This window comes from Aggregatibacter segnis ATCC 33393 (assembly GCF_000185305.1).
Classification (GTDB): Bacteria; Pseudomonadota; Gammaproteobacteria; order Enterobacterales; family Pasteurellaceae; genus Aggregatibacter; species Aggregatibacter segnis.
The window spans coordinates 719,193-738,608 of sequence record NZ_GL622200.1 but is presented as its reverse complement, the minus strand read 5'-3'; the positions used below and the strand labels follow the sequence as shown (position 1 = coordinate 738,608).

Genomic DNA, 19,416 nt, shown 5'->3' with positions numbered 1-19,416 from the left:
AATAATAGATAAAAAAGGAGATGAAAAGTGCGGTCAAATTTTTAGGTGTTTTTTGTAAATTATCCTAAGAACTCAACCGCTTGTTTTTAAAAATTCACTGTTTCACCATCTTCTGGAATTACTACATTTTCAAGCTTGTTTGCTTGGACAAATTGACGTAAATCCTTACGGTAAACAGACATATGGTTTACCGCATCCATGTGCACTGTGATAAGTTTTGTATTCGGTAGCATGTTACGAGCATGAGCAACATCTTGTAACCCCATAATAATGCCGTCATTCGGAAAAGCTAAGGTACGCGCATCACCGGTGTTCATAATCATTACATCAGGTTTATAACGATTAATGGCTTTGTTTACTTCGGCAGTCCAAACTGTGTCACCAACCAAGTACACCGTTGGATGACCTTTCGCTTGGAATGTTACTCCCATCGCCTCATCTAAAATCTCAGCTAATTGTGGTACTGCGTACATTTCCGTTGTGCCGTGAGAACCGCCGGTTTTATTTAAAATAATACCTTCGAACTCCACCGGTTTTTCTAGCGATAAACTGGTTATGTTAGTAAAACCTTGCGCTTTGAGTAAGTCGCCATCCCGTTCATGTTGCACAAAAATTTTGATGGATTTAGGTAAAATTTTTTGTGCAACCTCATCCCAATGATCTTCATGTGTATGAGTCAAAATAATGGCATCAACATCTTTGAAAGTATCTTCTGTTTTCATCGGTAATTCCACAAGTGGATTACGCAAATGGCTATTTAATGTCCCTTCAAAGCCTGCATAACGTCCTTTTTCAGCAAGCATCGGATCAATTAAAAAAGTTTTCCCAGCATAGTTCAGGCGACCAGTAGCATTGCGGATATGTTGGTAGCTATCAGTGTTTTTAGAGGCAAGATCTACAGCGAAAGTATTTGCACTAATAGCCAATGCTGTAGTGCTAATTAAGGTTTTTAAGTTCATTGTTTTTCCTTTTCTATACGTTATTGAATGAATAAACATATTATAGTGAGAACAAAATTGCGCAAAAATGGATAAGAAATCAATAAACGTAATAATCGGGTCATTTCTGTGTTATGCTCATATCAAAGTAGGAGAAATAAAATGAATACACCCACAGTTGCTTTGATTGTGTATGAACAAATGATGCCCATTCATTTTGCGATGGCATATTCCGTTTTTTCTATGTCGGATTTAAACGGCAAGCCGTTATTTGAGTATAAAATCGTTAGCGATTCGGACAACCTGACAAACTCGCTATTTCACATACATTTAGATGGTGGTTTAGAATGGTTAGAGAATGCCGATATTGTTGTGATGACTGGATGGCATGATACTCAAGTGATGCCGAGCGAGGCTTTATTAACAGCGTTACGGCAAGCGTATCAACGTGGTGCGACAGTGGTGGGTTTATGTTATGGCGCCTATGTGTTGGCGTGCAGTGGTCTACTTAACGGTAAAAAAGCAACCACACATTGGCTAGGAGATAGTGATTTTACTAATCGTTTTCCGCAGGTGAAATGGGATTTAAATCCTATTTATTTAGAAGAAGATCGACTGATTACCTCAGCAGGAACAGCCGCTTCAATGGATTGTTGCCTTTCTATTGTCCGTAAATTATATGGTGTGAAAATTGCCAATCATATTGCCCGAATACTGGTTATCCCCCCTCATCGTGAAGGCGGACAAGCACAATTTATCGAACGCCCTATTTCTCGTTCCACACCTAATCATAATATCAATGCGTTGCTTGCTTATTTAAATGAAAATCTGACCGCACTTCATTCGACTGATAGCCTTGCCGAACGTTTGTCAATGAGCCGTAGCACTTTCACCCGACATTTTCGCAAAGCAACCGGAATGTCATTAAATCAATGGTTAATTGAAGCAAGGCTACAGCGAGCAAGAGAGCTTTTGGAAAGCACAGATTTATCTATTACTGATATTGCAGAACAAAGCGGATTTCATAGCGATACCGCCTTGCGTCAGCACTTCTTGAAGAAACATAAGATTTCACCGAATCGCTGGCGTAAGCAGTTTCAAATTGAGGATGTTTAGATCTTTTTATTTTAAAGTCCGGTCAATTTTTCGGATGTTTTGCGTATTTAGACCCTATCCGGATCGCCTTTATGCGAGTCGCTAATATTACAATCCTTTAAGATGCCATCCCCTGAAAAACACTAAAAAATCCCACCGCACTTTGCTATAATGCGCGCCATTCATTTCATTCAAAACAAGAGAAGAACATGACTGATTTTCCAGCCATTCGTGATCTAAACGAGCAAAATCTCAACGAAATTTTACAGCTTTCACAACATCATCCTTTGGCGATCACGTTTTATGCGCCAAGCCATGCAGATTCGGTGGCGTTTGTGAAAACCTTGGAAAATTATGCCAACCAATACCAAGGGCAATTTGTGTTAGCCAAAGTCAATTGTGAAAAAGAACAAATGGTGGCGGCGCAATTCCGTATTCAAGCCTTGCCGACCACTTATTTATTTAGAGACGGACAAGCGTTGGATGCCTTTCAGGGAGCGTTGGACAACACCACATTGCAACAGCGTTTGAGTGTGATTTTGCCGAAAGAGGAAGAAATCAAATTTAATCAGGCGTTGGATTTGCTTGCAGTGGAAAATTATGCGCAGGCATTGCCGTTGTTAAAAGAGGCGTGGGAGTTGTCTGATCAGAAAAACAGCGAGATCGCGCTACTCTATGCGGAAACCTATATCGCGATGAAAAAAACTGAGCCTGCGCAACAGATTTTAAACAAGATCCCATTGCAAGATCGTGACAGTCGCTGGCAAGGTTTACAAGCGCAAATTGAGTTGTTGATTAAAGCTGCTGATACACCGGAAATTCAACAATTACAGGAAGAATTTGCGAAACAGCCAACCCATGATCTTGCGTTGAAATTGGCGTTGCAATTACACCAAGCTAACCGCAACGAAGAAGCCTTGGAGTTGTTATTTACCATTTTACGTCAAGATTTAGGTGCGGAAGACGGCAAAATTAAGCAGGAATTTTTATCCATTTTAGCCGCCATCGGCAACAACGATCCGGTAACCAATAAATACCGCCGATTGCTCTATTCGTTGTTGTACTGATGGGAAATCTTCTATAATACCGCCCACAAATTTCAAGTTGATAAGGATTGATTATGTCGGATATTAAACACGCGCAATTACTCATTTTAGGCTCCGGCCCTGCCGGTTACACTGCAGCTATTTATGCGGCACGCGCTAATTTGAAACCGGTGCTCGTCACAGGGTTACAACAAGGCGGACAACTCACTACCACCAGTGAAATTGAAAACTGGCCGGGTGATTTCGGTGAAACGACCGGTCCGGAATTAATGCAAAGAATGTTGCAACACGCAGAAAAATTTGAGACCGAGATCGTCTTCGATCACATTAACCGTGTAGATTTATCTTCTCGCCCATTCAAATTATACGGCGATGCACAAACCTTTAGCTGCGATGCGTTAATCATCGCCACCGGTGCTTCTGCCCGTTATTTAGGCTTGCCTTCCGAAGAAAACTTCAAAGGCCGTGGCGTTTCCGCTTGTGCCACTTGTGACGGTTTCTTCTATCGCAACAAACCGGTTGCCGTCATCGGTGGCGGTAACACCGCTGTGGAAGAAGCACTCTATTTAGCCAACATTGCTTCTGAGGTGCATTTAATCCATCGCCGCGAAAGTTTCCGTGCAGAAAAAATTCTCATCGACCGCTTATACAAAAAAGTGGAAGAAGGCAAAATCGTACTGCATACCAACCGCACTTTAGATGAAGTGTTGGGCGACAACATGGGCGTGACCGGCGTACGTTTGAAAGACGTGCAATCCGCCGCAACGGAAGAGGTCGCATTAGACGGCGTCTTCGTGGCCATCGGTCATGCACCGAATACGGAAATTTTCCAAGACCAGCTGGAATTAAAAAACGGCTATATCGTGGTGAAATCCGGTTTAGACGGCAATGCAACCGCCACTTCCGTGGAAGGCGTTTTTGCCGCAGGCGATGTGATGGATCACAACTATCGTCAAGCCATTACCTCTGCCGGCACCGGCTGCATGGCGGCATTAGATGCTGAGCGTTATTTGGATGCGCAAAAAGCATAACTGTTCGGTCATTGCACCGAGACAACACATTGTGCAATACAGGGTGGGCAATAACGCCCACCTTCCGTTTTTCTGTTTCTGATACAACATAACTTATGGATAAATCTCGTCAAAAATATTTGCAACAATGGCTTCGCACACAGCAAAAGCCGATTAAAAAATATTTGAATCTCAACATTCTGCTCGCTACGTTCTCCTCAGTGATTTTAGTGGGGCAGACTTATCTCTTGGCCTCTTTGCTGCATAAGCTCATTATTCTGGGCGAACCGGCCACCGGTTTAGCGCCTTACTTTATCGGCTTAGTCGTCGGCTTTGCGCTACGTGCGCTGATTTTATGGATCCGAGAAAAAATCGGCTTCAAGTGCGGTCAATTATTGCGGAATATTATTCGTCAGCAAATTTTGGATAAAATCCATCAAGTTGGCCCTGCAACGATTAACAATAAACCTGCCGGCAGCTGGGCAACCATCATGTTGGAACAGGTGGAAAACCTGCACAATTTCTACGCCCGCTATTTACCGCAACAAGCGCTTTCCGCCATTGTGCCGATGATTATTCTGATTGCCGTGTTCCCGTTAAACTGGGCAGCCGGTTTGATTTTAATGGGCACTGCACCGCTGATTCCTATCTTCATGATTTTGGTGGGAAAAGCGGCAGCAGACAGCAGCCAAAAGAACATGGATACCCTTGCGCGGTTAAGCGGTCAATTCCTCGATCGTCTGCACGGTTTGGAAACCTTACGTTTATTCGACCGCACTTCCGAGCAAACCCGCCATATTGAAAACAGTACGGAAGATTTCCGTGAAACTACCATGGATGTGCTAAAAATGGCGTTCCTCTCCTCTGCCGTCCTCGAGTTTTTCACTTCGATTTCTATTGCATTAATGGCAGTGTATTTCGGTTTCAGTTATTTAGGACAAGTGGAATTCGGCAGTTACGGCATGCCGATTACACTCTTTATCGGTTTCTTCTGCCTCATTCTTGCACCGGAGTTTTACCAACCATTACGCGACCTCGGCACCTATTATCATGACCGTGCCGCCGGTATCGGTGCGGCAGATGCCATTGTAGATTTCTTAGAAGAAGATTATTTAATCGCCCAAGGCGACAGCAAAGCGGCATTTGAAAGCCAAAGTGCGGTGGAAATTTCAGGTGAAAATGTGGTTGTCTTGTCGCCACAAGGCAAACCGCTAACAGAGGCGCTGAATTTCCATATTCCGGCCCAGAGCCACATTGCGATTGTAGGGCAAAGCGGTGCCGGAAAAACCTCGCTGATCAATGCCATTTTGGGCTTTTTATCTTATGAAGGCAGCCTGAAAATCAACGGGCAAGAATTGCGCGATGTCGATTTAGCCCAATGGCGCAAACACATTGCCTGGGTTGGACAAAACCCGTTGTTGTTGCAAGGCTCAATTAAAGAGAATTTATTATTGGGCGACATTCAAGCTTCCGCGCAAGAAATCGATCACGCGTTGGCATTAGCGCAAGCGAAAGAATTTACCGACCGTCTCGGCTTAGAGGCAGAAATTAAAGAAGGCGGCATTGGCGTGTCAGTGGGTCAAGCACAACGTTTAGCCGTTGCACGTGCGCTACTGCGTAAAGGCAATTTGTTGTTATTAGATGAACCGACTGCCAGCCTTGATGCGCAATCGGAAAATCAGGTATTACAAGCCTTGCAACACATCAGTCGCCAACAAACAACCGTGATGATAACCCACCGCATTGAAGATCTGAAACAATGCGACACCATTTTGGTGATGCGCCACGGACAAATTATTCAGCAGGGACATTTTGACCAACTGCAACATCAAGGTTTCTTCGCCGAATTATTGGCACAACGACAACAGGATATTAACTAATGCGTGCTTTATTGCCTTTTATTCGTTTATTTAAATTTGCCAAACTGCCGTTAATTTTCGGTGGTTTGTTAATGATTCTAGGACTTGCCTCCAGCATCGGGTTACTTACCCTTTCCGGTTGGTTCTTGGCGGCGACCGCCATTGCCGGCTTGGGTTCGCTCTTTAACTTTTTCTATCCGTCTGCCAGCGTACGCGGTTTAGCCATCGGGCGTACTGTGGCACGCTATTTTGAAAAAGTCGTTACCCACGATGCCACTTTCCGCGTGTTAGCCAAATTACGCGTGCAAGTGTTTAGCAAAATTATTCCGTTAAGCCCGGGCGTGCTCAATCGCTATCGTAACAGTGATTTATTAAACCGTTTGGTTGCCGATGTAGATACCTTGGACGGACTTTATCTTCGCCTGATTGCACCGTTTATCAGCGCCATTGTGGTGATTACATTTATTAGCATTGGATTAAGTTTTGTTCATGTGCCACTTGCACTGTTCCTTGGTCTCACGTTACTGACATTATTATTGGTGATTCCAACAATCTTTTACCATCTGGGCAACAAATTCGGCGCAAAACTAACCCAATCGCGCGCGCTTTACCGCACGCAATTTGTGGAATTTATTCAAGCACAAGCAGAACTGTTGTTATTTAACGGGGAAGAAAAACTAAAAGGGAAATTGAGCCAAACCGAACAGCAATGGCAAGCCTATCAACAACAGGAAGCGAATTTATCAGGATTTTCCACCGCACTTTTGTTGTTCGCCAACGGCTTGGTGTTATGTATTGTGATGTGGTTTGCCGCACAAGTGGATTTGGGCAGCGATGAATACCGCGCCGCGTTGATTGGCTTGTTTGCCTTTGCCGCCCTCGCCTCGTTTGAAATTCTGATGCCGATCGGCGCCGCATTTTTGCACATCGGGCAAATGGTAGCATCGGCTGAACGGGTGACAGATATTATCGAACAGCAACCGCTGGTGGATTTTTCCGGTACACAACTTGTTGAAAGCCAAACTCAAGCGCCGTTATTGCAAATTAATCAAGTTCATTTCACTTATCCGCAACGTGATAACCCGGCATTAGTGGACTTAAATCTCCATATTCAAACCGGTGAAAAACTTGCCATTTTAGGAAAAACCGGCAGCGGCAAATCGACGCTACTTCAATTATTGGTACGCAATTATGATGCCAATCAAGGGGAAATCTTATTCGCCGGCAATCGCATTCAAGCCTATAGCGAAAGCAGTTTACGCCAACAATTTTGTTTCTTAACCCAACGCGTGCATGTGTTTAGCGATACGTTGCGTAACAACTTGCAACTGGCTACCCATGCGCCATTAAGCGATGAAAAAATGGTTGCTGTGCTACAACAAGTGGGCTTGGAAAAATTAGTGAATCAAGAACAAGGATTAGATTTATGGCTGGGAGACGGCGGTCGTCCGTTATCGGGCGGTGAACAACGTCGTTTAGGCTTAGCGCGTGTGTTATTAAATGATGCGCCTATTTTACTCTTAGATGAACCGACAGAAGGCTTGGATCGCGAAACCGAACGCAATATTCTGCAAGCGATTTTGGCTCACAGTGTCGGCAAGACTTTAATTATGGTGACGCACCGTTTAACGGCCATTGAGCAGTTTGATCAACTTGTGGTGATCGATAACAGTCGATTAATTGAACAAGGTTCGTACAGCGAATTGATCAATAAAGAAAATGGCTTTTTCAAGCAACTGACACAACGTATTTAAAAGGAAAGGCTGGAAAGGTGGAAACCTTTCCGGCTTAGTCTCGGCACACGAAAATTCTGACTCTGGCTGCTTTCTTCCGAACCTGACCTGGTAAACCAGACTTCATTGCGAGGGACCGAAAAGGTTTCCATTGAATTAACCGCAAGATTTGATAGTGCGATTAAGGCTTCGCATTATGCAATAAGCCCTATTGAATTGCAAATGTTATCTCCGGATCACATCAGAACAGCCTGAACTTTAAACAAATGAGGAAAATCATGACCGCACTTAACCAACTTATCGAACTGTTAAAACTGGAAAAAATCGACGATTTACTTTTTCGCGGCGCAAGCCAAGATCTCGGGTTTCGCCAAGTGTTTGGTGGTCAAGTCGTGGCGCAGGCACTTTCTGCAGCGATTCAAGTCGCCCCTCAAGATCGTTTTTTACATTCTTGCCACGCCTATTTTCTCTCGCCGGGCGACAGTCAATATCCGATTATTTATGACGTCGAAATTTTACGCGAGGGCAGAAATTTCACGGCGATGCGGGTAAAAGCTATTCAACATAAATCACCGATTTGTCATATCACCGCCTCTTTCCAAACCTTGGAACAAGGCTTTGAACACCAAAGCGAGATGCCAAAGGTAGAAGCACCTGATGCCCTCATGTCAGAAAGCTCGGTCATTCAGCAAATGGCACAAACCATTCCGGAAGCCGTGCGCGATAAATTTACGGCAGAGCGTCCATTTGATATTCGCACCAAATATTTAAATAACCCGTTCCGCGGACATAAACTACCACCACAACAATACTCTTGGGTACGCACCAATGGCGAAGCACCGACAGACTATCGCATTCAACAATGTCTGCTTGCCTATTTCTCCGATTTTCATTGCATTTTGACCGCACTTCATCCCCATGAAAAAGGCTTTTTACAAAAAGGCATGAAAGTTGCCACCATCGACCATTCTATTTGGTTCCATCGCCCGTTTGATATGAATGATTGGCTGTTATATGCCATTGAAAGCAACAACGCCTATGCCGCCCGCGGCCTTGCACGTGGTCAATTTTTTGCGGCAGATGGCAGACTCATTGCCACCACACAACAAGAAGGGTTAATTCGTTACGTTCCGGAAGAACAATAAAAAAATGAGGGAAAAAATGACCGCACTTTATGCTGCTCAAGATTTTTGGCATGCCGTCACCACGGCACTACAAACCACGGATCCGTTAGAAAAATGCCGCTTAGTAAATCATCTCTATGATGAGCTATTACCGCAGATTAAATTGACGGAATTATCCGATTTTCCGGAAATAACACCACAAATGGATCTTGCCGGTATTCCGCAGAAGCCGCTGCTCGTTGCACCGAAAGATGTGCCGAAACGTTCTTTCGCCACAGAAGAAGGTTATGCCGCAACGTTGCATGCTATTGCCCATATTGAATTTAATGCCATTAATTTAGGCTTAGATGCAGCTTGGCGGTTTGGCCGAAATGCGCAACAAGAATTAGGCGAAGGCATGGCATTTGTAAAGGATTGGCTACGTGTCGCACGTGAAGAAAGCACCCATTTTTCCTTAGTCAACGCGCATTTGCATACGCTTGGATATCAATACGGCGATTTTGAAGCCCATGCCGGTTTATGGGAAATGGCACAGGCAACCGCGCATGATATTTGGGAACGTATGGCATTAGTGCCGCGTGTACTGGAAGCGCGAGGGCTGGATGCCACGCCTGTGTTACAAGAAAAAATTGCGCAACGGAAAGATATGGCCGCCGTCAAAATTTTAGATGTGATTTTAACGGATGAAATCGGACACGTTTATATCGGTAATCATTGGTATCACGCACTTTCCGCCAAGCGCGGATTAGAGGCTATGAAATGTTTTACCGAACTGCTACATAAATATCGTATTGTGATTTTTAAAGGGGTAATCAATACTGATGCCCGTTTACAAGCAGGGTTCACGCAACATGAATTAGATTGGATTTATGAAGTGGAACAGACATTAAAGTCGTATGTTAAACAGTAAAAAATAAAATGCCCGATAAGAAACATTATCGGGCATTTTTTTAGAATCGAACGCCGGTGCCAACACCAACGCCTACGCCGACACCATTAGAACCGCCACCAACACCTACACCGACGGAACAGGCGCTGAGACTCAAAACAATAAATAATGTCATAATGATTTTTTTCATTTAGTCCTCCTTTTTCACTTGTTCAATATTCCGGTATAGCCGGTAAATCCCGATAAGATCTCGCTTGGCGATCGATTTAAAGGGCAGCAATAAATAATAAATACAACGATAATGCTCTACGGATGCTAACATATCCAGCCACTCCTGTGGCTCGCAACATTCACGGTATTTTCGCATAACATCGCAAATGATCTCATCGGACAATTCATCTTCACGACATAAATTATAGATAAACAGCAACAAATCACGCGCTTTTTGCTTACTTAAAGCCCGCTTAGTCGCATTCACTTCAAAATCAATAAACAACACTTGACCATCACGCCATAGAATATCGCGAATCGCTGGACGTCCGTGCACCAACCCTTGCTGATGTAATGCAGCCAATGCCACCGCCGCATCCAATAAAATAACACGTTTTTGTTGTTCGGAAAGATGAAGCCCCATCCAATGCGCCACACTGTTTCCGCCGTCTTCCAACACCAAGAAATCCTCACCAAACATTTCAAGGTGAGGAACCGGCGCTTGATGTTCCGCAAGATATTGCAAACTTTGAATTTCGTTTTTAAAGGCTTGTTTCGGTTTCGGCTTCAAAAAATGCCACACACCGTGTAATTGTTCCGGTTGTTTCAACCAAAAATCTTTATCGTTATAAGTAAAATGATATACGCGCTCACCTTTATGCTCGGCAAGCACTTGCTGAACATATTCCTCAAAAGGTAATGCGGATAATTGCGACATATTTTCGTTCCCCACAAACATAAAGTGCGGTCAAAATTAACCGCACTTTTAAGCAAATAGCCCGTGCTATTTTTTAATTAAACTTAATTTAGCTACACGATCACCGGCTAATTGACAATCCATTTTATAAAATTGATTGCCGTTCAAACGAACATCAGCGGTAAGGCGGGAATCGCTGTTAGCATGATTTGCCGAACTACGAAATACACGTGACGTTTGTGCAACCTGCTGAATTTTAGCGATGCAAAGGTAATTCAATTTGGCATCATTGCCGGTTTTTACGTTAGCCGCTCCTTTATCTGCACTGTTTGTTCCCAACATTTTGTACAATTTAGTCCCTTCGGCGACGAACGCGTTATGCGATTCATTGGCATCATTTACGCTGTACACTTTCCCGTTTTCTTGCACAGCAGACACTTTTCCGGCTTTATAGAAAAATAATTTATTCTCACCGTCGTGCGTAACTTTAATCAATTCCGGTTGTCCATTAAGATACGCGACATAATGAGTATTGTTGTGCGTATATTCAAAGCGTGGCAATGTTTCCGCTTTTTGTACAAAGGCATTAACATCAAACGTTGGCGCGGATGTTGAGCCGGCCTCAACCACCGCTCCCGGTTTGTGAGTGTTGCTCGACGGAAATAAAGATCCGCACGCAGAGAGCAATAAAATTGAAGAACATAGTGTTGCTTTGACGATATATTGACGCATAAAAACTCCTGAAACCAATAAAAGTGCGGTCTAGTTTAACCGTTTTTTGATTTTTTTTAAACCTTACACTTTGGAGAACATCTATGTTTACATGGTTAAAACAAAAAGGCATGACTTTCATTTGTGCCTGTTTTATGACATTAACATGCTCAACTTCCGCTTTTGCCTTAGCTATCGGCGAAAGCGAAATAAACCAATTACTCAAACAACATAATCATTATAAAAACAGTTACGGCATTCCCGGCCTAGCTAGTGTGAACTACAACTTGCATGATTTCAGCGCCAAAATTGGGCAAAACGCAGAAAAACGATTGGAGTTAAGTGGCATCATTGATGGATTATTTCAACTCCCGACTGATCAATTTTCTGCCAAACTGAATCTCACCTTCGACACGGTACCTTATTATGATGCACAAAAAGGCGCCGTCTATTTGAAAGATATTCGTGTGCTTCGTTGGTCCGGCTCGCCACAACAGTATATGGGGCAAGTGCAAAACCTCATTCCCCTACTTGCCAGTAATATTTCCGCTTACTTGAGCAGTACACCGATTTATACGCTGGATGAAAAGAATCCTCGGGATAAAATGATCAAGCAAGTCGCCAAAGCCATTCGTGTAGAACAAGGCAGACTGGAAGTCGAAACCATTGATAATTTGTTAAAACCATAATCTCAAAGAAAAAAGAAAGGCTGAAATAAATTCAGCCTTTTTATTTTTAATCATCATTAGCGGGATAAAAACAATGCAGCCGCACCACGTACGCCGCCGGAATCACCGTATTTGGCTTTTTTAATCACCGGTACTTTGGCGCTACGCATCAAATGCGGAGGTAACGCTTTTGGCAACGCTTCGTATAAATAATCGAAATTGGATAATCCTCCGCCGAGTACGACAAGATGCGGATCGAAAGCCGTAATAATGTTGCCGATAGAAATCGCCGCAAGCTCAACAAAAACGCCGACAAAATCCACCGCACTTTTATCGCCCGCATAGAAACGTTGAATGATGTCTTTTGCCGGTAACGCTTCGCCTTTCAAATCACGGTATAGCATTTCAAAACCACGACCGGATAAATAGGTATCCAAACAAGCTTTGTTGCCACAACCGCAATCATAAATCGGCGCCTTATCCCAGCCGAGTAATTTCAACGCGTGATAGTTCAGCTGTAAATGCCCTAGTTCACCAGCCATACCGGTTTGCCCTGAATGAATTTTACCATTCAATACAAATCCGCCCCCAAAACCGGTGCCTAAAATCAAGCCTAACACCGAAGGATATTGTGCATTTTCAGCATCCCAAGCTTCCGATAACGCAAAACAGTTTGCATCATTCTCGGCGCGGACTTCACGGTCTAAAAGAGCTGATAAATCGCGCAAAATAGGTTTATTGTCTGCCACGCGAATATTGGTAATTTCAGCAATACCGGTACTTTGGTTTACAAAACCCGGAATACCTAACCCCACAGACCCTTTGCAACCAAATTTTTCATCGGCTTTCTTCACTAAATTGACAATGGCATTCAACCAATCTTCATAGCTGTTTTTCGGCGTTTCCACCCGCTCGCTATATTGCTTCTCTAACTGAGAATTAAACACCGCTAATTCAATTTTGGTGCCCCCAATATCAAGCCCGTATAACATACGCTTCTCCTTTTACACGACTTAACAAATACCTGAAAAACCTACCGCACTTTTAGCTACTTATTCCGTTTTTTGGAAATACTGTTTTTTCGCTAAAAATGCAAAAATTACCCAATGTACTAACCAGGCAATTAACACAGAAATCAATAAATCAATCGGATAATGCATGCCGAAACGTAAACGACTGACCAGCATCAACACCGCCCAACAGCTCATAAATGCAATTAATAATTTTGCACGCCCTTTTCGATTACCGATTAATTGTACGAATCCCACCGTTAACATAAGCCAGCTGGCTGCAAAAATCGTATGCCCGGATGGAAAAGAATAGCCTACTTCGCTTGCGTAATGCCCTTTGATCCATTCCGGTACAGATGCTTGCGTTTGATAAAATTGCTCAACAAATTGCGCCCGAGCTTTACGATCTTGCGCATAAAAAGCCTCGGTACTTGTGCCGGTTTGGTCAGCAACATAAGTCACGAAAGGTCGAGGCTCGGTAAACGCGTTTTTCAACCCGGATTTCAATCCTTGTGTCACAACCATTGAAAAAGCCATTACAGCAACAGCTAAAACCCATTGTTTTCGCTGAGGAAATAATGGTAAAAAAAGCAACGCAAAAACGCCGCAAGTGATAATGGCGTAAGGCACACTCCCACTTTCTGTCAACCAATATAAAGGATGCTCGTAGTCTTCAAAAATGAGACTGCCACTCCACTGCCAAGAGAACAACCAGACAAAAAGAGGGACAAGACAAAGCAATAGTGTATATAATGACAACCTTTTTAACATATTCATAACCATAGATAAAATTGAGCCGCCATTTTATCACCAGAACCCGGCAAAAGAAAAAGAATAAGGACAAAATAAGGATACGTTATGGCAAAAATTGAACTCGTTGCCCAAGCAAATTTACCCACAGAATTCGGACTTTTTAAAATCGTGGGATTTGAATTTCCCGACACGAAAAAAGAACATGTTGCTTTAGTCTTCGGCGACATCAGCCATTCAGAGGAACCCGTTTTAGCACGCATCCACTCCGAATGTCTCACCGGCGATGCCTTGCATAGTTTAAAATGCGACTGCGGTTTCCAGCTTGCCGCCGCCTTACGCCAAATTCAACAAGAAGGTCGCGGCGTATTGATTTATCACCGTGAAGAAGGTCGTGGCATTGGCTTAATTAACAAAATTCGCGCTTATTCCTTACAAGATAAGGGCATGGATACCATCGAGGCTAATTTGGCTTTGGGCTTTGCTGCCGATGAACGTAATTTTGGCGTGTGTGCAGACATTTTCGATTTGTTGGGCGTCAAACAAATTCGCTTACTCACCAATAACCCGGAAAAAATCGAAACCATGAAACAATCCGGTATCAATGTGGTAGAACGTGTACCCCTGAATGTTGGCGAAAACCGCTATAACACCGCTTATTTGGATACCAAAGCTAAAAAAATGGGCCATTTTATCGTGCATAACGGCGAACAACATTTAATGGAATGCCCCTATTGCCAAGAAGAAGTGCCGAAAAAATAACAGCCTCACATTAGATAAAAAAGCACAAACGTTCATTGCGTTTGTGCTTTTTGTTTTTCTATAGGCGGTTATCTCAAATATCTATCCAAGCATACTTTTAACACTTAAATAAATGTTCTTATTTTCCACCGCACTTTACTCAATCCGTCGGAACAAATCCTTGCTGTAAATAACCTCTGTTGGATTGGCTGAGTCGTAACCGTTTAAGGTTGGATGAAGATAAACAGGGACCCGAGACTGATATAGTGGCAACACCACATTTTCTTCCTGCAAAATTTGCTCAATTCTGCTATAAAGTGCGGTGCGTTCTGGCGATGGAATCACTTTCAAGCTTTGCTCAAACAAACGATCCACTTCTTCGTTACGATAACCGCTTTTATTATCTGGACTATGGCTATAAAACAAACTTAAAAATGCGGAGGGTTCGTTATAATCAGCGCACCAACCGGAACGGGCAATATGGAAATTGCCTTTGGCAATATTTTCCAATAGCTGTGATTTCGACATGCCTTCGCCAATAATTCGGATCATATCCGACTGCGACCACATACGAATCAGCCCTTGAACTAACTGGTTCTGCAGTTCTGACTGATCGTAGCTTAACGTCAGTTTTAACGGGGCTTTTTCGCTAATTTGACCTTGACTCAATAATTGTTCTACCGGTGTTTGTTCCCAACGACTTTCTACCGTTTGCATAGACTGCGGTAAAAAATTATCCGTTAAATAGAACCGACTTGGGTTTTCAGGCAGTAAACGGCGAGGAGACGTCAGCATCGCTAAAGCTTTACGCACCGAACTTTGTGCCAATTGTGGCATGTTGAAATTAAACACGTAGAAATAAGTACAGAGTTGCGGGAAATATTGTGTCTGTTCAACGTATTGTTGCGGTTGCCACACAATATCTAACGCACTCACCTCCTGTGTTGAGGTGATTTTTTGATAATCCACGTTTTTGAAGGAAACTTTTTCTTTCGCCCAATAGTGAGGATTTTGTTCGAGATGAATGCGTTCACCTTGCTGACCGCTGACTTGATACGCCCCGTTGGTCACGATGCCTTCATGAGGTTTTAAATATTGCGGCAACAAGCTGCTATGAGCCAACATTTGTGGCAAATACGGTGTCGGTTTATCTAAAGTGAAACGTAAAGTGCGGTCGTTTTCCGCCACAATTCCCAGCGCCTCTGGTGGCAGTTCTTGCTTTAATACTTTCTCCGCATTGAGCAGATTCATGTACGCCAGATAATCTTTTAGCGGGCTGTTAGATTTCGCCAATGCCTGCCAGCTTGCCACGAATTGCTGAGCCGTCACGGATTCACCATTAGACCATTTAGCAGTTTCGCGTAACCTAAATAGCCACGTTTTATTGTCTTGAGTTTGCCAATTTTCCGCCACTGCCGGAACAATATTGCCTTTGGTATCGTAAATCACCAATCCTTCAAAAAGATCACGCAAAAAGGCAGCTTGCTCAATGTTAGATGCTTGTTGTGGGTTGAGAAATAAATCGGAGTAAACACCGCGAACCAATAATTGGCGACGGGATTGAGAGAATTCCGGCGTTGCAGATGCATCAACCGTTAGAGAGGATTCGGCGGGCTTTTGAGCGTGTTCATCACATCCGTTGAGAAAAAAAACACCTAAAAAAAGCACCGCACTTTTAAAGAGGAAATTACGCATTGAAATACATTCATGAAATAAGTTGCGCTCATTATACACGAATGTTTGAAGCTTATTCTGCTTCGAGGGTTTTAATCCAGAAAAAGAAGAACCAATATTTAATCAATAACACGCTCATGATAATGCTTTTGCCGACAATGCTTGGTGTGAAATAAAACCCCATTAACAACATCGTAGTGGAAAAACTCAAAATGTAGATTTTGGCTTTTTTAGTTAAAGCGCGTTGTTCATGAAAATCTTTTAAATGTGCTTGATAAATCTTTGTGCCCACAAACCAGTTATGTAAACGTGTCGAACCTTTTGTAAAGAAAAACAACGTTAAAAGCAAAAATGGCGTGGTCGGCAAAAAAATAGGCACAACAATACCAATAAGACCTAACGCTAAAAAAATAAACCCTAATCCAATGTAAAAGTATTTCATTGCACACCTCAAAATAAAAATTATTCGCAATAATAATTGAATTGGTAGATTTTTCAAGCTTGAAATCATAAAATCGAGCCCAATTTTACTCACTACGTTTATTTATATTAAGGATAGCTTAATGACAAACCCATTACTGACGCCAACCGCACTTCCGGCATTTTCTAAAATTGAACCGCAATACATTGAATCCGCTATCAAACAACTTATTCAAGAAAACCGCGAAACGGTAGAACGCGTGGTAAATCAACCGCACTTTACTTGGGAAAATTTCATTCTACCGTTAACCGAAGCCGGTGATCGTTTCAGCAAAGTATGGTCGCCAATCTCTCATTTAAACTCGGTGAAAAATAGCCCGGAATTACGTGAAGCCTATCAAGCTTGCTTGCCATTATTAGCCGAATACAGCACGTGGTTCGGTCAACATCAGGGATTATATGAAGCCTATTTACAATTAAAAAATAGCCCTGAATTTGCCGGTTATACTCAAGCGCAAAAGAAAGCCATTGAAAACAGCCTACGCGATTTCAAATTATCGGGCATTTCCTTGCCGCCAGAAAAACAAAAACGCTATGGCGAAATTGCTGCCCGTTTGTCCGAACTGAATTCACAATTTAGCAATAACGTATTAGACGCCACCATGGGCTGGGAAAAGATCGTTGAAGATGTCAGCCAGCTCAAAGGCTTGCCGGAATCGGCACTGGAAGCAGCTAAACAATCTGCGGAAAGCAAAGGTGTCAGCGGCTATCGCTTCACTTTGGAATACCCAAGCTATATTCCGGTCATGACCTATTGTGAAAACCGTGAATTGCGCGAAGAAATGTATCGTGCCTTTGCCACCCGCGCTTCCGATCAAGGGCCAAATGCCGGTAAATGGGATAACTCGGCAATTATGCAGGAGATCCTTAGCCTACGCGTGGAATTAGCCAAATTATTGGATTTCAACACTTACACCGAATTATCTCTCGCCACCAAAATGGCAGAAAATCCTCAGCAGGTGTTGGATTTCTTAGAAAATCTCGCCACACGCTCTAAAGCCCAAGGCGAACGTGAATTACAAGAATTAAAAGACTTCTGCAAAACGCACTATAATTTGACCACACTTGAACTTTGGGATCTGTCTTTTTACAGCGAAAAACAAAAGCAGCACTTATATGCCATTAACGATGAAGAATTGCGTCCGTATTTCCCGGAAGATCGCGTATTGAGCGGTTTATTTGAATTGATTAAACGCATTTTCAATATTCGCGCGGTAGAGCGCCATGGCGTCGAAACCTGGCATAAAGATGTCCGTTTCTTCGATTTGCTTGATGAAAAAGACGAGGTACGCGGCAGTTTCTATCTAGACCTATACGCTCGTGAACATAAACGCGGTGGCGCTTGGATGGATGATTGTATCGGTCGTCGTAAAAAGATTGACGGCAGCCTACAAAAACCAGTGGCGTACTTAACCTGTAACTTCAACCGCCCGCTTGGCGATCAACCTGCCTTATTCACGCATGATGAAGTCACGACGCTATTCCATGAATTCGGTCATGGATTGCATCATATGTTGACTCAAATTGATGTAGCCGATGTTGCCGGCATTAACGGTGTACCTTGGGATGCGGTGGAATTGCCGAGCCAATTTATGGAAAACTGGTGCTGGGAAGAAGAGGCGCTACAGTTCATTTCAGGTCATTATCAAACCGGAGAGCCGCTACCAAAAGAAAAGCTCAGCCAATTACTCAAAGCCAAAAACTTCCAAGCGGCAATGTTTGTTTTGCGTCAATTAGAATTTGCGCTATTTGATTTCCGCTTGCACCACACATTTGATCCGAGCAAGCAAAATCAAGTGTTAGCGATGTTACACGAAGTGAAAAGCCAAGTTGCCGTCATCCCTGGCGCAGAATGGGGAAGAATGCCGCACAGTTTCAGCCATATTTTTGCCGGCGGCTATGCGGCAGGCTATTACAGCTATTTATGGGCGGAAGTCTTATCGGCAGATGCCTACTCGCGTTTTAAAGAGGAAGGGATTTTCAATCCACAAACAGGTCAATCCTTCTTGGATGAAATTCTCACCAAAGGCGGCTCTGAAGAACCGATGACCTTGTTCAAAAACTTCCGTGGCCGTGAACCACAGTTAGATGCGTTGCTGCGTCACAAAGGTATTGAAAACTAAAAACGCTGAAAAAAATGACCGCACTTTTGCGGCAATCAAAGTGCGGTCATTATTCAATGTGTTTTTGAACTTATAAAAAAGGCTTACTCATAACAAGTAAGCCTTTCACTGCTTTAAAATCTATTTATTTTTTCAACACCAACACAACGGAATCACCGGCAACCACTTCACCGGATTTTTTCTCCATATTGCTGATTTCATCCATGTTGGAAATCACCACTGGGGTTAACACAGATTTCGCTTTGGCTTCCAATAAAGCTAAATCCAATTCGATAATGGTGTCACCACGTTTAACGCTTTGACCTTCTTGCGCCACGCGAGTAAAACCTTCACCTTTTAATTCAACGGTATCAATACCAAAGTGAACGAATAACTCAACGCCTTCTTTGGATTCCATAGAAAACGCGTGATTGGTTTCAAAGATTTTACCTACGACGCCATCCACCGGAGCAACCAACTTGTTACCGGTTGGGCGAATTGCGATACCATCACCAACAATTTTTTCGGAGAAAACAACATCCGGAACATCTTCAATATTCACAATTTCACCGGAAAGCGGCGCATAGATTTCTACATCAACTGCTTTCTTATCTTTTGATCCAAATAGTTTGTCAAATAAACCCATTTTTTATCATCTCCTGAAGTTTAAAATCTAGTC

General features: G+C 43.1%; 19 protein-coding genes and 1 other RNA gene. 10 read left to right on the top strand and 10 right to left on the bottom strand.

The window, feature by feature from the left end; genetic code table 11:
• Positions 1 to 86: 86 nt before the first annotated feature.
• Entirely contained in the window at positions 87 to 959 is an 873-nt protein-coding gene (locus HMPREF9064_RS05895) for an MBL fold metallo-hydrolase (RefSeq protein ID WP_032997834.1), read from the bottom strand.
• A 141-nt stretch (positions 960 to 1,100) separates the two neighbouring features.
• Between HMPREF9064_RS05895 and HMPREF9064_RS05900 the strand changes: the two genes are divergently transcribed.
• The 5 genes from HMPREF9064_RS05900 (at position 1,101) to cydC (ending at position 7,702) form a co-directional block, all read left to right on the top strand.
• A complete protein-coding gene (locus tag HMPREF9064_RS05900) occupies positions 1,101 to 2,054 on the top strand; it encodes a GlxA family transcriptional regulator (RefSeq protein ID WP_006717764.1) in 954 nt (317 codons plus the stop codon).
• 188 nt (positions 2,055 to 2,242) lie between these two features.
• Positions 2,243 to 3,100 carry a co-chaperone YbbN gene (locus HMPREF9064_RS05905; protein ID WP_006717763.1) on the top strand — a complete coding sequence of 286 codons (858 nt, stop codon included), beginning with the start codon at positions 2,243 to 2,245 and terminating at the stop codon, positions 3,098 to 3,100.
• 53 nt (positions 3,101 to 3,153) lie between these two features.
• On the top strand, positions 3,154 to 4,110 hold the full coding sequence (gene trxB / locus HMPREF9064_RS05910; protein ID WP_006717762.1) for a thioredoxin-disulfide reductase: 957 nt from the start codon (positions 3,154 to 3,156) through the stop codon (positions 4,108 to 4,110).
• Between the two features lie 95 nt (positions 4,111 to 4,205).
• A complete protein-coding gene (gene cydD / locus HMPREF9064_RS05915) occupies positions 4,206 to 5,969 on the top strand; it encodes a heme ABC transporter permease/ATP-binding protein CydD (protein ID WP_006717761.1) in 1,764 nt (587 codons plus the stop codon).
• On the top strand, positions 5,969 to 7,702 hold the full coding sequence (gene cydC, locus HMPREF9064_RS05920; protein ID WP_006717760.1) for a heme ABC transporter ATP-binding protein/permease CydC: 1,734 nt from the start codon (positions 5,969 to 5,971) through the stop codon (positions 7,700 to 7,702). Before cydD ends, cydC begins: the two co-directional genes overlap by 1 nt.
• 23 nt (positions 7,703 to 7,725) lie before the next feature.
• Here the strand turns inward: cydC and ffs are convergent.
• Positions 7,726 to 7,824: signal recognition particle sRNA small type (ffs, locus tag HMPREF9064_RS09710), an RNA gene on the bottom strand.
• Between the two features lie 135 nt (positions 7,825 to 7,959).
• On the opposite strand from ffs, the gene tesB reads away from it, so the two are divergent.
• Together tesB and HMPREF9064_RS05930 are read left to right on the top strand one after the other, a co-directional pair.
• Positions 7,960 to 8,826 (top strand): acyl-CoA thioesterase II, encoded by an 867-nt coding sequence (gene tesB, locus HMPREF9064_RS05925; RefSeq protein ID WP_032997833.1) that lies wholly within the window; start codon positions 7,960 to 7,962, stop codon positions 8,824 to 8,826.
• 16 nt (positions 8,827 to 8,842) lie between these two features.
• Positions 8,843 to 9,715, top strand: a complete 873-nt coding sequence (locus HMPREF9064_RS05930) for a ferritin-like domain-containing protein (protein ID WP_032997831.1) — start codon at positions 8,843 to 8,845, stop codon at positions 9,713 to 9,715.
• A gap of 40 nt (positions 9,716 to 9,755) precedes the next feature.
• Here HMPREF9064_RS05930 and HMPREF9064_RS09965 read toward each other — a convergent pair whose 3' ends face one another.
• From HMPREF9064_RS09965 to HMPREF9064_RS05940, 3 genes are all read right to left on the bottom strand, one after another.
• Entirely contained in the window at positions 9,756 to 9,884 is a 129-nt protein-coding gene (locus HMPREF9064_RS09965) for a lipoprotein (RefSeq protein ID WP_006717757.1), read from the bottom strand.
• The gene (locus HMPREF9064_RS05935) at positions 9,885 to 10,622 is read right to left on the bottom strand and encodes a BUD32 family EKC/KEOPS complex subunit (protein WP_032997829.1); all 738 of its coding nucleotides are present in this window, start codon (positions 10,620 to 10,622) and stop codon (positions 9,885 to 9,887) included.
• 66 nt (positions 10,623 to 10,688) lie between these two features.
• On the bottom strand, positions 10,689 to 11,333 hold the full coding sequence (locus tag HMPREF9064_RS05940; RefSeq protein ID WP_006717754.1) for a hypothetical protein: 645 nt from the start codon (positions 11,331 to 11,333) through the stop codon (positions 10,689 to 10,691).
• A gap of 83 nt (positions 11,334 to 11,416) precedes the next feature.
• Here HMPREF9064_RS05940 and HMPREF9064_RS05945 point away from each other — a divergent pair, with 83 nt between their 5' ends.
• On the top strand, positions 11,417 to 12,001 hold the full coding sequence (locus HMPREF9064_RS05945; protein WP_006717751.1) for a DUF1439 domain-containing protein: 585 nt from the start codon (positions 11,417 to 11,419) through the stop codon (positions 11,999 to 12,001).
• A gap of 56 nt (positions 12,002 to 12,057) precedes the next feature.
• Here HMPREF9064_RS05945 and nagK read toward each other — a convergent pair whose 3' ends face one another.
• Together nagK and HMPREF9064_RS05955 are read right to left on the bottom strand one after the other, a co-directional pair.
• Positions 12,058 to 12,972 carry an N-acetylglucosamine kinase gene (nagK, locus tag HMPREF9064_RS05950; RefSeq protein ID WP_006717748.1) on the bottom strand — a complete coding sequence of 305 codons (915 nt, stop codon included), beginning with the start codon at positions 12,970 to 12,972 and terminating at the stop codon, positions 12,058 to 12,060.
• Between the two features lie 60 nt (positions 12,973 to 13,032).
• Entirely contained in the window at positions 13,033 to 13,773 is a 741-nt protein-coding gene (locus HMPREF9064_RS05955; RefSeq protein ID WP_006717746.1) for a phosphatase PAP2 family protein, read from the bottom strand.
• A 75-nt stretch (positions 13,774 to 13,848) separates the two neighbouring features.
• Here HMPREF9064_RS05955 and ribA point away from each other — a divergent pair, with 75 nt between their 5' ends.
• A complete protein-coding gene (gene ribA, locus HMPREF9064_RS05960) occupies positions 13,849 to 14,502 on the top strand; it encodes a GTP cyclohydrolase II (protein WP_006717744.1) in 654 nt (217 codons plus the stop codon).
• 135 nt (positions 14,503 to 14,637) lie between these two features.
• Here the strand turns inward: ribA and HMPREF9064_RS05965 are convergent, their stop codons facing one another.
• Together HMPREF9064_RS05965 and HMPREF9064_RS0109420 are read right to left on the bottom strand one after the other, a co-directional pair.
• Positions 14,638 to 16,176, bottom strand: coding sequence for a peptide ABC transporter substrate-binding protein (locus tag HMPREF9064_RS05965; RefSeq protein ID WP_006717742.1), 1,539 nt, complete (start codon positions 16,174 to 16,176; stop codon positions 14,638 to 14,640).
• Between the two features lie 52 nt (positions 16,177 to 16,228).
• On the bottom strand, positions 16,229 to 16,597 hold the full coding sequence (locus tag HMPREF9064_RS0109420; RefSeq protein ID WP_032997827.1) for a YbaN family protein: 369 nt from the start codon (positions 16,595 to 16,597) through the stop codon (positions 16,229 to 16,231).
• A 121-nt stretch (positions 16,598 to 16,718) separates the two neighbouring features.
• Here HMPREF9064_RS0109420 and prlC point away from each other — a divergent pair, with 121 nt between their 5' ends.
• Positions 16,719 to 18,758, top strand: a complete 2,040-nt coding sequence (gene prlC / locus HMPREF9064_RS05970; RefSeq protein WP_006717739.1) for an oligopeptidase A — start codon at positions 16,719 to 16,721, stop codon at positions 18,756 to 18,758.
• 124 nt (positions 18,759 to 18,882) lie between these two features.
• On the opposite strand, the gene crr is transcribed toward prlC, so the two are convergent.
• On the bottom strand, positions 18,883 to 19,383 hold the full coding sequence (gene crr / locus HMPREF9064_RS05975) for a PTS glucose transporter subunit IIA (RefSeq protein ID WP_006717737.1): 501 nt from the start codon (positions 19,381 to 19,383) through the stop codon (positions 18,883 to 18,885).
• Between the last annotated feature and the right edge of the window lie 33 nt (positions 19,384 to 19,416).

Coding starts and splice junctions, on each gene's coding strand:
- nagK (WP_006717748.1), bottom strand. CDS start 12,972: ATGTTATACGGGCTTGATATTGGGGGCACCAAAATTGAATTAGCGGTG.
- crr (WP_006717737.1), bottom strand. CDS start 19,383: ATGGGTTTATTTGACAAACTATTTGGATCAAAAGATAAGAAAGCAGTT.
- HMPREF9064_RS05905 (WP_006717763.1), top strand. CDS start 2,243: ATGACTGATTTTCCAGCCATTCGTGATCTAAACGAGCAAAATCTCAAC.
- tesB (WP_032997833.1), top strand. CDS start 7,960: ATGACCGCACTTAACCAACTTATCGAACTGTTAAAACTGGAAAAAATC.
- HMPREF9064_RS05940 (WP_006717754.1), bottom strand. CDS start 11,333: ATGCGTCAATATATCGTCAAAGCAACACTATGTTCTTCAATTTTATTG.
- HMPREF9064_RS05900 (WP_006717764.1), top strand. CDS start 1,101: ATGAATACACCCACAGTTGCTTTGATTGTGTATGAACAAATGATGCCC.
- HMPREF9064_RS0109420 (WP_032997827.1), bottom strand. CDS start 16,597: ATGAAATACTTTTACATTGGATTAGGGTTTATTTTTTTAGCGTTAGGT.
- HMPREF9064_RS05895 (WP_032997834.1), bottom strand. CDS start 959: ATGAACTTAAAAACCTTAATTAGCACTACAGCATTGGCTATTAGTGCA.
- HMPREF9064_RS05945 (WP_006717751.1), top strand. CDS start 11,417: ATGTTTACATGGTTAAAACAAAAAGGCATGACTTTCATTTGTGCCTGT.
- cydC (WP_006717760.1), top strand. CDS start 5,969: ATGCGTGCTTTATTGCCTTTTATTCGTTTATTTAAATTTGCCAAACTG.
- trxB (WP_006717762.1), top strand. CDS start 3,154: ATGTCGGATATTAAACACGCGCAATTACTCATTTTAGGCTCCGGCCCT.
- HMPREF9064_RS05965 (WP_006717742.1), bottom strand. CDS start 16,176: ATGCGTAATTTCCTCTTTAAAAGTGCGGTGCTTTTTTTAGGTGTTTTT.
- prlC (WP_006717739.1), top strand. CDS start 16,719: ATGACAAACCCATTACTGACGCCAACCGCACTTCCGGCATTTTCTAAA.
- cydD (WP_006717761.1), top strand. CDS start 4,206: ATGGATAAATCTCGTCAAAAATATTTGCAACAATGGCTTCGCACACAG.
- ribA (WP_006717744.1), top strand. CDS start 13,849: ATGGCAAAAATTGAACTCGTTGCCCAAGCAAATTTACCCACAGAATTC.
- HMPREF9064_RS05935 (WP_032997829.1), bottom strand. CDS start 10,622: ATGTCGCAATTATCCGCATTACCTTTTGAGGAATATGTTCAGCAAGTG.
- HMPREF9064_RS09965 (WP_006717757.1), bottom strand. CDS start 9,884: ATGAAAAAAATCATTATGACATTATTTATTGTTTTGAGTCTCAGCGCC.
- HMPREF9064_RS05955 (WP_006717746.1), bottom strand. CDS start 13,773: ATGGTTATGAATATGTTAAAAAGGTTGTCATTATATACACTATTGCTT.
- HMPREF9064_RS05930 (WP_032997831.1), top strand. CDS start 8,843: ATGACCGCACTTTATGCTGCTCAAGATTTTTGGCATGCCGTCACCACG.